The 14819-nt window shown below is 62.3% G+C and carries 10 protein-coding genes; 7 read left to right on the top strand and 3 right to left on the bottom strand.

What is annotated here, in order from left to right:
• Positions 1–408 (top strand): excisionase family DNA-binding protein (locus AC2VON_RS10080; protein WP_486952825.1); only part of this gene is annotated, 408 nt, incomplete at its 5' end.
• Between the two features lie 30 nt (positions 409–438).
• Positions 439–1038, top strand: coding sequence for a PIN domain-containing protein (locus AC2VON_RS10085; protein ID WP_486952826.1), 600 nt, complete (start codon positions 439–441; stop codon positions 1036–1038).
• Positions 1039–1064: 26 nt separating this feature from the next.
• Here the strand turns inward: AC2VON_RS10085 and AC2VON_RS10090 are convergent, their stop codons facing one another.
• Together AC2VON_RS10090 and AC2VON_RS10095 are read right to left on the bottom strand one after the other, a co-directional pair.
• On the bottom strand, positions 1065–2453 hold the full coding sequence (locus tag AC2VON_RS10090) for a hypothetical protein (RefSeq protein WP_486952827.1): 1389 nt from the start codon (positions 2451–2453) through the stop codon (positions 1065–1067).
• Positions 2453–2896 carry a hypothetical protein gene (locus AC2VON_RS10095; protein ID WP_486952828.1) on the bottom strand — a complete coding sequence of 148 codons (444 nt, stop codon included), beginning with the start codon at positions 2894–2896 and terminating at the stop codon, positions 2453–2455. The genes AC2VON_RS10090 and AC2VON_RS10095 overlap by 1 nt, the downstream gene beginning before the upstream one ends.
• A 202-nt stretch (positions 2897–3098) precedes the next feature.
• Here AC2VON_RS10095 and AC2VON_RS10100 point away from each other — a divergent pair, with 202 nt between their 5' ends.
• The 4 genes from AC2VON_RS10100 to AC2VON_RS10115 all read left to right on the top strand — a co-directional run bounded on the left by AC2VON_RS10100 (position 3099) and on the right by AC2VON_RS10115 (position 13805).
• Positions 3099–6509 (top strand): helicase-related protein, encoded by a 3411-nt coding sequence (locus tag AC2VON_RS10100; RefSeq protein WP_486952829.1) that lies wholly within the window; start codon positions 3099–3101, stop codon positions 6507–6509.
• 24 nt (positions 6510–6533) lie between these two features.
• Entirely contained in the window at positions 6534–9281 is a 2748-nt protein-coding gene (locus AC2VON_RS10105; protein ID WP_486952830.1) for a DUF1156 domain-containing protein, read from the top strand.
• Position 9282: 1 nt separating this feature from the next.
• Positions 9283–12624, top strand: coding sequence for a Swt1 family HEPN domain-containing protein (locus AC2VON_RS10110; RefSeq protein WP_486952831.1), 3342 nt, complete (start codon positions 9283–9285; stop codon positions 12622–12624).
• Between the two features lie 155 nt (positions 12625–12779).
• Positions 12780–13805 carry a DUF4917 family protein gene (locus AC2VON_RS10115; protein ID WP_486952832.1) on the top strand — a complete coding sequence of 342 codons (1026 nt, stop codon included), beginning with the start codon at positions 12780–12782 and terminating at the stop codon, positions 13803–13805.
• Positions 13806–13924: 119 nt separating this feature from the next.
• Here AC2VON_RS10115 and AC2VON_RS10120 read toward each other — a convergent pair whose 3' ends face one another.
• The gene (locus AC2VON_RS10120; protein ID WP_486952833.1) at positions 13925–14347 is read right to left on the bottom strand and encodes an NUDIX hydrolase; all 423 of its coding nucleotides are present in this window, start codon (positions 14345–14347) and stop codon (positions 13925–13927) included.
• Between the two features lie 93 nt (positions 14348–14440).
• On the opposite strand from AC2VON_RS10120, the gene AC2VON_RS10125 reads away from it, so the two are divergent.
• Positions 14441–14819, top strand: a 379-nt coding sequence (locus AC2VON_RS10125; RefSeq protein WP_486952834.1) for a GntR family transcriptional regulator, incomplete at its 3' end; no start/stop codon positions are given.

Consider the following 14819-nt stretch of genomic DNA (forward strand, 5'->3'; position numbering starts at 1 on the left):
CACGGGACCTCTCCTGAGCCCGCCTTCTTCCTGTCCGGTGCAGGCGAACACGATCGTGTCGAGCTGACCGAACAGCTATACGACGTTCTCAAGCGTGCCGCCCACGCCCTAAGCCACGGCCAGTCGATCAGCATCCTGACCCGCGACCAGGAAATCTCCACCCAGCAGGCCGCCGAGATCCTCGGCCTGAGCCGCCCCACGGTGGTTCGCCTCATCGATGACGGCGAGTTAGACGCCCACGTGCCAGGCACGGTCCGACGCAAGCTGCGGCTTGCCGATGTTCTCGCCTACCGCGAGGAGCTTCACGCCCGGCGCAACCGGTTCATCGCCGAGAGCTCGGAGGAGTTCGCGGATGCCGATGCCGACGAGGTCGCCGAGTTACTCGCCGAGGCGAAACATAAGCGTTGACCGTCCGCGACGTCTGAAAGACTCGCCCACGTGTATCGCGCTGTCCTCGACACCTGTGTCCTCGTGCCGAGCCTTCAGCGTGACTTCCTGTTGCAGCTGGCCGCCGAGGGGGCTTACGCGCCCGTGTGGGGGTCCGGGATTCTCTTCGAACTGGACTATGTTCTCGCCGGACTGCATGACAAGCGTGCGATCACCGATAGCGCCAGTCGACGTCAGCACCTTTTCGACCAGCTGAAGCGGGCATTTCCGGGCTCAGAGGTTCGTGCACCCAAAGGCCGCGAATATGACTACGACCTCAATGATCGCGATGACGGCCACGTCGCCCACGCCGCGATCATCGGTAAAGCCGACGCCATCGTCACCGACGACCGCCGGGCCGGGTTCAGCACAGCAAGCGTGCTCATGGAGGCCGATATTGAGACCGTGCACCCACATCAGTTCGCTGCAAACACAGTGGCAGCACACCCGCATGCAGGAGTACGCGCGTTGCGAGAGATGTCGAATCGCCGAACCAACCCGCCGCAGACGCCGGAACAGATCCTTGAGCTGTTGGTGACGCGGCACAGGATGGCCGAGGTCGCCGAGATCCTGTTGCCGCTGCTGACAGACGAGAGCTGGCGATCCAGCTGACCAACAATCAATCAAATCCTGGTCGGTTATTTACCGGCGTCACTTTCGCTCGCCGAGGTACTCCCAGATTCATCGCGTTGCAGCCAGAGCTGTAGTGCATCCTCGATCACCTGGTCCGGTTTCACTCCGTCGGCGGCCGCCGCGCGTTGAACCGTGTCAATGAGAGATAGCGGAGCACGACCTGGGAATTGATTTCGAGAATCTGTGGATGGCGTGGGTTGGCGCAATAGTTCATCCCATGGCCATTTTCGGATCGCGTCGTTATACTTCGCGGAAGTAAGAAACATCTGCTCACCTTCACGGAACCAGTTCAGTATCGGACAATTCGCCGTCGACCGCTTTGCAATGCCGCCGTTGTGGATGTAGTCGTTACGGATCTTGGCTAGGTCACCAAAGAATGGAAACGCATAGTCGCGATGGCTACAATCCCATATTTTCGCCAGCTCGAAACGGTAGTGGTCATTCCATTCAGCGAATATGAAGCTGATCCACTGCGCTCCCTGGATGCGTTGCACTTCGGTCTTGCGTGACGGCGACACTTCACCACTCATCGCTTGGAGCATTCCCTGGATACCTGGTGCCGCAGATTGATACACGTCTTCGATGCTGACGCTCGTTTCAGTAGGCACGCCGACCACACACACCGGCTCTCGTCCGAGTTCGACCCATCGCGATTTCGGCGGAGGGTATTTTAGCTCCTCAAGGCGGGCGTTGAACTCGGCGTCCGCCAGTTCAACGACTCCGGATGCGCCAAGAAGTGCAGCTAGCATTGACACCTTGACGGTGCGTCGCAATTCTTCGACTAGTTCTGTCAGCGAAGCCGGTTCAGGGTCAGCAACGAGCAATTTTAGGGCCGCTTCGCTGGTCCCCATAGCCTCCTCCAGTCTCGACATCGCCGCGCGTACGTCAGAGTCCGTGAGTAAGGTCTGTACCGCCGCCGTCAGTGGTTGAATTGCAGCCTCCACCTCACTGCCAGGTCGCGGCGGCGTGGCTGCGATGGCGTAGCTGAACGGCATCGTGAAGGCACTAAAGGCGAAACGGCGGTTATATTCGGCGTTGGGACTGCCGATTCGCAAGTTGTACTCGATGTTATCGATCGCCTGGGGAATCGTCGCTCCGATCATGTCTCGCATCCGTTGCACCACATCCAGCCAGCGTGCGGCAACGTGAACATTCGTGGGGTAGGTCGCAGCTTGGTCGAGCCGACGGACTTCGCGGCATGGCCAGGAGACTCCAGATACGTGTGAGCCACCGCAGCGCGAACCCCATCGCCCGTCCTCAGGCTGATGGTTGGCAAATACCTCGCGATAGCGCTCGGCAGTACTGTTGCCCAGCTCCATCGTTTTCTCGAACCGCGAGAGTCGCCTGTCGATCGCGGCGGACAGCTCGTCGTACTGCACGTCGCCGCCCGCCATCACTTATCGCCATCCTGCTGTTCCGAATCCGGTATGGCCTGCTTTAGAAATTCGGCGGTGGGCCGGAGCATATCGAATGGGATCACTAGGGTGAGGGTTTCCTCGCTACCACCTCGCCGTCGTACCTTTAGCGGGACGTGGTATCCGTTGTGCTGGGGATGGCTGAAGTCTCGGCTTGCAAGGTGGCAGCTGAGTTCACTGATCGGTTCGGTCAAGAGATATTCGTTCAGCTCGGCGAGCATGGGCCCAACGAGCAGTCGCCGACCCGCCCGGTCGTTCAACAGAAGCCACTCCGTGGTGGGGTCCATCAATTGCTGCTTGTGAACGCCGCATACGACGACTTCTTTGGGATAGTCGAACGCGCCATCGCGCTCCTTCAATGTATGCAGCGCCGTTGCTGGGAACGTGCAGCGCTCAACCTGACATTTTGGATCTGACTTCATCGTCTCCTCCGATCGACATTCCTGGGTGGGTTGAACGTAGTTCGAGACACCGACAGGTCGGCGCATGAGGCGGCGAAGCCCTGTCGCTGAGGCGGAGCTCCATGCCGGCCAATGCTGGTCAGCGTGCGCAATCCCAACAACGTCATCGCACTTGTCAGCCCCCTCGACTACCGTAGTTTGGCTGCCAAACTGGGAGGCGAAGTTGCTGCTTGAGGAGCTCAAGTCGGGTTTGCGGGTCGACGGCCTGATCCCCGCCCAGTCGGTCACGGTGATCGCCGCGCAGTGGCACGGCACCGACGCGATGGAGCTGACCTACAAGGCCGCCAACAGCACCCTCGGCCAGCAGGTGGTGTTCCGCAAGGACCAGGACAAGCTCACCATCGCACAGACCGGCGCACGTCCCTTCGACGCCAACGCCGCCGACTTCAAGCTCGTCGCCGAGGCCCAGCGGATCACCCTGGCCGGCCTGTTCGACCCGATGCTCGCCGTCGCCACAAGCGACGTGCGCCCACTGCCGCACCAGATCAGCGCGGTCTACGGTGAACTGCTGCCCCGCACCCCGCTGCGCTTCCTACTCGCCGACGATCCGGGCGCCGGCAAGACGATCATGGCCGGCCTCTACATCAAAGAACTGATCCTGCGCGACGACGTCAAAAAGTGCCTGGTTGTCGCACCGGGCGGGCTGGTGGAGCAATGGCAAGACGAGCTGTTCTTCAAGTTCGGGCTGCGCTTCGACCTACTGACCAACCAACTGATCGACGCCAACGTCAACCTCAACGTGTTCGACACCAACCCGCTGCTGATCGCCCGAATGGATCAACTCTCCCGCAACGAGGAACTGCAGGCCCAGCTCCGAGACACCGAATGGGACCTGATCATCGTCGATGAAGCGCACCGGATGGGCGCGCACTATTTCGGCGGCAAGCTGGAGAAGACCAAACGTTTCCAGCTCGGCGAGCTGCTCGGCCGCATCACCCGCCACCTGCTGTTGATGACGGCCACCCCGCACTCCGGCAAGGCGGAAGACTTCCAGCTGTTTTTGACCCTGCTGGACCGGGACCGCTTCGAGGGCAAGAACACCAAGACCGCCGACACCACCGGGATCATGCGCCGGATGGTCAAAGAGGACCTGCTCACGTTCGACGGCAAGCGGCTGTTCCCGGAGCGGCGCGCCGAAACGGTCCCCTACGAGCTGACCGCCCGGGAACACGACCTCTACGAACAGGTCACCGCCTATGTGCGCGAGGGCATGAACCGCGCCGACCGGGTCGGCGGCAAACGCAAGAACACCGTCGGCTTCGCCCTGACCGTGCTGCAGCGCCGGCTGGCGTCCAGCCCGGAGGCGATCTACCGCAGCCTGGTGCGCCGCAGCGAGCGGCTCAACCGCAAGAAACAGGAGATCCTCAACGGCACCTACGTCGACCAAGAACCCACCATCGACCTGGAATGCCTCGACGCCGACGACTACGACGCCGAGCAAATCGAAGACCTCGAAGAAGAACTGCTGGATGCGGCCACCGCCGCGCAAACCATCGAAGAACTCGACGCCGAGCTGCTGGAGCTGGCCGAGCTGACCAAGGTCGCCAAACAGGTCCGCGACTCGGGCACCGACCGCAAATGGACCGAGCTGAGCGCCATCCTGCAAGACCACGCCCTGACCACCGACAAGAGCGGAGTACCGCGCAAGTTCATCATCTTCACCGAACACCGCGACACCCTCGACTATCTCACCGCGCAAATCCGGTCCCTGCTCGGCAAACCCAATGCCGTGCAGGCGATCCACGGCGGGGTGCGACGCGGTGAACGCCGCCAGATCACCGAGGAGTTCACCCAGAACCGCGACTGCCAGATCCTGATCGCCACCGACGCCGCCGGCGAGGGCCTCAACTTGCAGGCCGCGCACCTAATGGTCAATTACGACCTGCCGTGGAATCCCAACCGCATCGAGCAGCGGTTCGGCCGCATCCACCGCATCGGCCAGGAAGAAGTCTGCCGGCTGTGGAACGTGGTGGCCACCAACACCCGCGAAGGCGACGTGTTCGCCCGGCTGCTGGAAAAGATCGAAGAACAGCGCAAAGCCTACGGCGGAAAGGTCTTCGACGTGCTCGGCGAAGCCTTCACCGACACCCCGCTGCGCAACCTGCTGCTGGAAGCCATCCGCTACGGCGACCTGCCCGAAGTCCGTGCCAAGATGCACCAGGTCATCAACGAGAAGGTGGCCGACGGGCTTAAGGAAGTCTTGGAAGAACGCGCCCTGGCCGCCGATCACCTCGCCGAGGCCGACCTGGCCAGGCTGTGGGCGGCGATGGACGAGGCGCGGGCCCGGCGGCTGCAGCCGCACTACATCGAGTTGGCGTTCAAGGCGGCGTTCACCCGGCTCGGTGGCCGCATCGCCAAACGCGAACGCGGCCGCTACGAGATCGCCAACGTGCCCGCCCAGATCCGTGCCGGCAAGCACGGACCGATCGCGACCAAATACGAGCGGGTCGCGTTCGACCTCGCCCACGTCCACCCCGACGGGCTGGGCCGCGCCGATCTGCTCGCCCCCGGCCACCCGCTGCACGACGCGGTGATGGACGAGGCGATTCGGGTACTCGGCGGCAGTCTCAACAGCGGGACCGTGCTGGTCTCGGCCACGCTGGAGGAACCGCACCTACTGGTTGGGCTGGTTGAGGAAGTCGCCGACGCGACCGGTGCCACGGTGTCGCGACGGTTCGGCTATGCCTACGTCGACGACTACGGCACCGTCACCGACGCCGGCCCCGCCCCCTACCTGGACTGCGTCGCCGCTCCCGACTCCCCAGCCATAACCGCGGCCCGCGAGCTGCCGTGGCTGGCCGAGGCTGAGGACAAGACCAGCAGCTGGATCATCGCCAACCAGCTGCCCGAATATCTCGCCGAGGTGCAGCCTCGCCGTGCCGCCGAGCTGGCTAAGACCCGCGAACTAGTCACCAAACGTCTTGAAGGCGAACGGGATCGGCTGCTGCTGGACTCCGCGGTGGCTGCCGAGAAAGAACGCGGGGGCGAAAAGCCCCGGGAGTCGGCGGAAAGCCTCAACCGCAAAGCCGTCGATCTGGACATGCGGCTGCAGCGACGCTTGGAGCTGCTCGACCAGCAGGAGCTGATGTCCACGAAGCCGCCGCGGATTCTCACCGCCGCGCTGGTGCTGCCGCTGGCCATGCTGGAGGCCGACGTCCCCGCCGCGGCGCCAATCCACGCCAAAGAGACCAAAGAAGTGGAGCGCCGCGGCGTCGAACTGGTGCTGGCCCGCGAACGCGAACTCGGCCGCAAACCGGTCGAACAACCCTTCACCAACAAGGGATTCGACGTGCTGTCCACCGCCGTCAACGGCGACACCTACCGCATCGAGGTCAAGGCCCGCCTCGACGGCGCCAAAGACTTCTTCATCACCCACAACGAGGTGATGACCGGCAAGAACGCCGTCCCGCGCTACCGGCTCGCCTTGGTGCGGGTCGATCCGCGCGGACCGGCGCATGATGAGGTTCGTTATCTCGACGACCCGTTCGCTACCACCGACCTGGGTGACTTCGACGCCACCGGCATTCGTGGTGACTGGGCGAAGATGTGGGCCAAGGGCCGAGAACCCTTCTGAACAGACTGACAGGATTCAGGAAACGTGGTGCAGAAACGCAAGCTCATCGAGGTCGCGCTGCCATTGGAGGCGATCAACCGTGAGGCCGAACGGGACACACCGAAACGTTCGAATCATCCGTGGCGGCTCCACTACTGGTGGGCGCGACGCAAGTTGGCTACGGCGAGAGCCGTCATCTTCGCTCAACTCGTGGATGACCCATCAAGTCGCCCTGATCTTTTCCCCACCGAAGCCGAGCAGCGGCGAGAGCGGGAGCGCCTCCACTCGCTAATTGAGCGGCTCGTCGTTTGGGAGAACGTGCGCGATACGAAGCTGCTCGCCGAGGCTCATGCGGAGATTCTCAAATCCAGTGACGGCGATCCACCAACAATTTTGGACCCGTTCGCCGGCGGCGGCAGCATTCCCCTTGAAGCACAGCGCCTCGGGCTGGCCGCCCAAGCTTCCGACCTGAATCCTGTTGCTGTGTTGATCAATAAGGCACTGGTCGAGATACCATCGCGGTTCTGTGACCAACCTCCGGTTTGTCCGGAGCTAGCAGAATCGCGTATTGGCGACTGGCGAAACGCTGAGGGCCTTGCCGCCGATGTCCGAGCTTATGGCACATGGGTTCGAAATGAGGCAATAAATCGTTTGGGCACTGTGTACCCTCCAGCTGATGGGCACACAGCGCTGGCCTGGGTTTGGACACGGACTGTTAAGTGCATAAACCCGGCGTGCAGCATCGAAACGCCACTCGTGAAATCGTGGTGGCTTGCGAAGAAGGCCAACCATAAGGTCTTCGTGAAGCCATCGGTCGTGCGCGATCCTGCTCACGCTTCAGGTCATCGTGTGCGCTTTCAGATCAGCGATGATCGGGCTGAACTGCCAACTGATGTCGACGACGGCACTGTCGGCCGCCGCGGCGCGAAGTGCATCTCCTGTGGGACTACAATCCCCCTGAGTCACATTCGCCTGGAGGGACGCTCTAAGAAACTCGGACAGGAACTGGTTGCCATCATCGCCGATGGTGGACGACGCCGTATTTACCTGGACCCAACTGAAGACCATAAACAGGCAGCCGATGTCGAACCGCCTACAGTCAGCATATCCGGATCATTAGGCTATTACCCGCGCGATCTAAAAGCGCCCACGTATGGCCTCACCGAATTTACTGATCTTTTCACAGCACGCCAGCTGAAGGTGATTACTACCTTGAGCGATTTAATATCCGAAGCCGCAAGCAGAGTGAATACCGATGGCGGTTCGCAGGATTACGCAGACGCGATATCCACGTACCTTGGACTCGCGCTCAGCCGAGGGACTGATTACCAGTCGAACGTGACTACATGGCATTACCAGAATGAACAGATACGGAACGTTTTTGCCCGGCAAGCGATTCCGATGGCCTGGGACTTCTTAGAGGTAAATATTCTGGGGCAAGGATCTGGAACATGGTCTTCCCAGATCGAGCTCGCCGCTCAAGCGCTAGATGGCTTAGTCCCTCATAGCGAGGTTCGCGTTTCGCAAGCTCCTGCCCAGAATGTCCGCCACGAGAACGCGCTCCTTTCGACCGATCCGCCGTACTACGACAACGTCGAATACGCCGAACTCTCGGACTTCTTCTACGTCTGGCTACGTCGAACGTTGCGAAAGACTTATCCTGACCTCTTTTCCACGGTACTGGTGCCGAAATCCGAAGAGCTCGTAGCGAACGCCTACCGACACAACGATGAGGCTGGCGCCAAAGAATTTTTTGAGCAAGGCTTTCGCGACGTGTTTAAAAACGCGCGGGTGGCTGCATCCGATAATTTTCCAATTACCGTTTACTACGCCTTTAAACAAAGTGACTCCAGCGATGAGGGCGAAGTTTCGTCCGGCTGGGAAACCTTGCTTGAGGGCATGATTCGATCTGGATGGGCTATAACGTCAACTTGGCCATTCAGAACGGAAACCGCGTCGCGCATGCTCGCACAGGGGAAAAACGCGTTGGCCTCGTCAATTGTGCTTTCCCTGAGACCAAGGCGCCCCCATGCACCGACCACAGACAGGCGCGGGTTCATCGGCACGCTGGAAGGCGAACTCCCCGATGCATTGCGCAAGCTCCAACAGGGCCAGATCGCTCCAGTAGATCTCCCACAGGCAGCCATCGGCCCCGGCATGGCGGTGTTCAGCCGCTATAGCGCCGTCCTAGAACCCGATGGCAGCCAGATGACCGTCCGCTCGGCCCTCGCCCGCATCAACGAGATTCTCGATCAAGTCCTTAATGAGCAAGAGGGCGACTTCGTCGCGACCACACGTTTCGCCATTGCCTGGTACCGGCAACACGGGTACGGCGTCGGCAAGTTCGGCGACGCGGACAACCTCGCCCGTGCCCGCAACACCAGCGTTGAGGCGATGGACCGCGACGGCATCCTGACGTCCCGAGCCGGCAAGGTGCAGTTGATCAAACCCGCCGACTTGGATGCGGATTACGAGGTCGTCGCCGATCTGCACATCAGCAACTGGGAGGTTCTGCACCAACTGATCAAGATGCTGGAGCACGAGGGGATCGGGCCGGCGGGTGACTTCCTGCGCGAGGCATTCAGCCGCACCGACGGAACCATCGACTCTGACCGCTTGAAGGAATTGGCGCACTTGCTATTCCGGATCGCTGAAGCCAACGGATGGACCAAAGACGCACTGAGCTTCAACAACGTGGTGACGAGCTGGCCGGAGCTTCTGGACATCGCTAGTGCCGCAACGACTGAATCGGCCGAAACGCAGAGCACACTCGATTTCGACGAGGAAGATTGACATGGCCTTGAACAACCGTGAACGCATTGACCGGATGTTTCAGGCGATGGCACCGGTGTTGGACGACTTCATCGCCTCGGTGATCGGGCAGGGCAACGCCAAGCTCGGGGCGGTGTGGGTCAAGCTGGTGCAGAACAAGGACGAGAAGAACCGGACGCCGTCGGACAGGACCTACGATCCGCTCGACCCGCAGGTGCAGCTGCGGATGCTCACCGAAGCTAACATCACCGCGGGGTTCAAGCCGGGCTGGTATCCGTTCAACCAGGCGCTGGGCAATGCCGGGGAGTCGTATGCGATCGAGCTGCGCGAGGTGCGCAACAAGTGGGCGCACAACGGCACATTCAGCGACGACGACGCCTACCGCGCCCTCGACACCGGCGAACGGCTGCTGCAGCTGATCGCCGCCACCAATGAAGCCGACGAGGTTCGCAACATCCGGCTCAACCTGCGCCGCGTCACCGCCGACAAAGACGACAAGAAAGTGCTCAAAGCCGCGGTCTCCAACCCGGAAGCGGTCGGCCTCAAGCCGTGGCGAGAGGTGCTGCCCCCGCACGACGACGTGGCGACCGGCAACTTCGCCGCCTCGGAGTTCGCCGCCGACCTGTACAAGGTGGCGTTCGGTGGCGAGCAGGACGCCGGTTACACCGACGCGGTCGAGTTCTTCCGGCGCACCTACCTCACCGAAGGGTTGACCGATCTGATCGGCCGGGCGGTGCGCCGCTTCTCCGGTGACGACAACGCCCCGCCTGTGATCAACCTGCAAACCAACTTCGGTGGCGGCAAGACCCACTCGATGCTGGCGCTGTGGCACGTCGCCGCCGGCCTTCCGATCGGCGACTTCCCGCAGGAGACCCAGGATCTGCTCAGCGCCAACGGTTACACCGGCACCACGGTGAACCGGGTGGCGATCGTCGGCAACCACCTCAGCCCGTCGGGCGTGCTCCACGACGACGGCACCCAGGTCAACACCATCTGGGGTGAGCTGGCCTGGCAGCTCGGCGGCAAAGACGGCTACGCGCTGGTGGCCAAGGCCGACGCCGACCGCACCCATCCCGGCGATGCGCTGCGTGACCTGTTGGCGAAATACTCGCCCGCGGTCATCCTGATCGACGAATGGGTCGCCTACGCCCGCTCCCTGGTCGGCCGCGACGACCTGGCCGGCGGCACCTTCGATGACCAGTTCACCTTCGCCCAAACTCTGACCGAGGCCGCCAAGGGCACCTCCGGTGTGCTGCTGGTGATCTCGATCCCCGCCTCCGAAGCTGGCACCGACCCCAACAAGATCGCAGCCGGGAACGCCGAGGAGGTCGGTGGCGCCCACGGGCTCGAAGCGCTCAAACGGCTGCAGAACGTGGTGCGCCGGGTGGCCGATCAGTGGCGGCCGGCGTCGTCTGCCGAGGCGTACCAGATCGTCCGACAGCGGCTGTTCAAGCAGCCCGACGCCGCCGCGTTGGCGTCGATCAGCGCTACCGCCCGGGCGTATGTGGAGATGTACCGCAAGTACACCGATGATTTTCCGCGCGAATCCCGCGACGGGGCGTATGAGGATCGCATCAAACGCACCTACCCGATCCATCCGGAGCTGTTCGACCGGCTATACGAGGAGTGGTCGTCGCTGGAACGCTTCCAGCGCACCCGCGGCGTGCTGCGGTTGATGTCGACGGTGATCCATGCCCTGTGGGTAGGCGAGGACGCCGCGCCGCTGATCATGCCCGGCTCCATCCCGCTGGCCACCGCCAACGTCAACGCCGAACTCACCCAGTACCTGCAGGATTCGTGGAAGGCGATCATCGACGCTGACGTCGACGGATCCAACTCCGAGCCGGCGCTGATCGATAATGAAAAACCGCTGTTCGGGCAGCGGTCGCTGACCAAACGGCTGGCCCGCACCGTGTTCTTCGGGGCGGCACCGACAATCGGCTCGGCGCACAAAGGCTTGGAGACCCAGCGGGTGTTTCTGGGCACCGCGGTACCCGGTGACGTGCCCGGCAACTTCCACGCCGCGCTGACCCAGCTCGGCGACCGGGCCACCTATTTCTATGCCGGGTCGGGCAAGTACTGGTATGACCTGCAGGCCAACATCACCCGAACCGCCAAGGATCAGGCCGAGCGGCTGCACAAGGAAGACGTGTGGGCCGAGATCGTGCGCCGGCTGGGGGGCCAGGCCCGTACCCGCGGCGATTTCGCCGGTGTGCACGTCTGCCCCGACACCAATGCCGACATCCCCGATACCGACGAAGCCCGCCTGGTAGTCCTGCACCCCAAGGTGGCACACAAACGCGGAACCGATTCGCCAGCCAAAGAATTCGCTCACAAGGCCACCGAGCACCGCGGCAGCGCCAACCGCACCAATCGCAACATGCTGGTGTTCCTGGCCGCAGATGAAGCCCGGCTGGAAGAACTCGACACCGCCGTGCGCGACTACCTCGGCTGGGCGCATGTGCTGGCCAACGAGGCCGACCTGGATCTGACGACCAACCAGCGCAACCAGGCCACCCAACGCCGCACCCAGGCCGACCAGACCGTCAACGGGCGCCTGCTGCAAACCTTCACGTGGGCACTGATCCCCGCACAACCAGATCCCGGTGCCCCGTTCGTCATCCGGGAAACCAAAATCGAAGGCCAGTCCGAATCACTGGCCGACAGGGCATCGCGACGGCTCGGCAGCAACGGCGACCTCTCCACCCGGCAGGCCGCCGTCAACATTCGCCTGGCGATCAACAAGGTGCCGCAGATCTGGAGCGACGGGCACGTCAGCCTCGGAACGCTGTGGGGGCTGTACGGCCAATACCCGTACATGCCGCGACTGCGGGACCGAAAGGTATTGGAAGAAGGCATCCTCGACCTGCCGATGATCTGGCAGACCGACGCGTTCGCTCTCGCAACAGATTTCGATGAAGCCGCGGGTCGCTACATCGGACTGTGGGTCCCCGGAGACAAGACGGCCGCACCGGCAGCGACCGATTCGCTCCTACTGGTACAACCCGATGTCGCGGTGAAGCAACGCGGCGCGGAGGAACCGGCCGCCGAGTCGGGGGTACCGACACCTCCGGCGCACAAGACAGAGCCACCCACAGTCAGGCCACCAGTCGATGTTGCCTTCCCTCCGGCTAAGACCCGCTTCTACGGGGTGAAGACGCTCAGCTCGGACAAGATCGCGCTGGACTTCAAAAACATTGCCGACGAAGTCCTCGCCAACCTGCGTGACCAAGGTATCGAACTGACGGTGAAGATCGAGATCGAAGCCACCGACGCAACGGGTTTCGATGAGAGCAAAGTCCGGACTGTGTCGGAGAATGCGAAGACGTTGAAGTTCGATCAGTCCGGATTCGAGGAGACGTGAGTTCCCGCGCCGGATGTTCGGCCCGGTGGCCGCGCGGCCTTGGAGTCCTCACCCTGCCCATGCTTCGACTGACGTGACGCGGGCTAGTGGCACTACGTGTGACGGGTGCCGCGAGGCAGGGAATTCTCCCCGGCCCCGCTCCGTAGAGTGCTCACATGTCCGTCGTGACCTCAACATTTTCCGAGGCCCTGGCTGATGCGAGGAACGGCGCTGGAAAAATCTCGCTTCTGCTGGGGAACGGTTTCAGCCAGGCGTTCAGCGGCGACTTCGCCTACCGACGACTCCGTGACGTCGCGCAGATGGACGACAATCTCACGGTGACCCAAGACGCACTTTTCGAACACGCGGCAAGTGACGACTTTGAGACCGTCATCCACCACCTAGAACAGTCAGCTCGCCTCATCCAGCTATACGATCCCGCAGACACTCGTCTCGCCGCGGCGCTGCTCGATGATGCGCAGGTGGTCAAGGATGGGCTGGTCGAAACGCTCACTCGAATCCATCCTGAGTCGGCTCGCACGGTCGGTGACGCCAAATATGTTGCGGTGCGCCAGTTCCTGTCGTCCTTCGCAAACATCTTCACCGTAAACTACGACCTACTCCTCTACTGGGCAATCAACCAGGATCAGCCACAACCGCTGGTCGTCAAAGCCGATGGCTTCCGACGTCCAGAAGGCCTACTGACCTGGAGGTACCCGGATTACGACGACGATCAAGCGGTGTTCTTCCTCCACGGGGCCATGCATCTGTACACGAGCGACAATGAAGTGCGGAAACTCAGCGCCGCGGAAGGTAGCAACATCGTTCAGCAACTGCGCGCGAACCTTAGCGACGGACGGTACCCACTGGTGGTAACGGAGGGAAGCCGCCAAAACAAGGAAGCGCGAATCGGCCAGAATTCGTACCTCGCGTACTGCTATAGGCGGCTGACACGGCTGAACGGGGCGCTGTTTATCCACGGCGTCGCGTTGTCTGATAACGATCAGCACATCCTGGACGCGATTGCGGATCCGGCGGGAACGATCAGCGCACTCTACGTCGGGCTATACGGTCCACCTTCTGCCTCCCGCAACCGCGTTCAGCTCACTGCAGAACAACTCGCCGAGGCGTGCTCCGCGAGAGCGGAGCATGCTCCAAGCTTGACGTTCTACGACGCTGAAACTGCCGCTGCATGGGGATGATCGATCACGCGGCGGCCGCAAAAGAGGCCCGTACCCAACGATTGCGCCAGGAACGGAACGGCCATCGTCGCCTCCGCGGCGGGAGTTCTCGCCGGACCGGGGGTGGCCAGATTAGTCGGCTACGAGAGATTGACCCCATCATGCGCCCGTGACTGCGGCGCTTCCTCGAACGCATCCAGGACGCGGATGCCGAACGCCTGCACCATAGCCGACTGCACTTCTTCCGTTGTCATCCAACGAATTTCTCGCGCTTCCTCAGTCGCGTGAGGTGCACCGCCAACGGGCCGGCAGCGATACACCAACGCGACAATCCCCTGCGTCAGATTCTTGTAGACACCCGTGAGCCGTTCGACCTCGACCACAAGACCAGTCTCTTCCAGTACCTCGCGCCGCACACCGGCCTCGAAGGATTCATCGAGTTCGAGCACTCCCCCGGGCGCTTCCCAGTGGCCGTTGTCATCGCGCCGGATCACCAGCACCCGGCCGTCCTCGCGCACGATGATGCCGGCCACGCTGACCGAATGTTTGGGCATAGTTGCCATCGCTGGGCCTCCCTTGTTCTACGCCGTCAGGAGTGACACCGACGGACTCGTTCTATAGGCTAGTCGTCTAGACGTGTAAGGGAAGGTCTGCGGGTGCTGGAACTTGGACAGATCGACCGCGCAGCGGACACGCCGCCGTACCGGCAGATCGCGGGCATGTTGCGGCAGGCGATCCGGGCCAACCAACTCACCGCCGGGGAGCGACTGCCGTCGGAGACCGCGCTGATCGAGCACTTCGGTGTAGCCCGCATGACCGTGCGGCAGGCCGTCCAAGAGCTTCGCTCAGAAGGACTCGTCGTCTCAGAACACGGCCGGGGCGTTTTCGTCCGTCCGACTCCTCCGATCCGACGCCTGGCATCGGATCGCTTCGCCCGGAAACACCGCGCGGAAGGCAAGGCAGCCTTCAGCGTCGAAGCGGAGAAGTCCGGCTACACGCCACAAGTCGACAACATCGTGGTGGGACGACAGAGGC

The organism is Mycobacterium sp. TH-M82 (genome assembly GCF_057473605.1).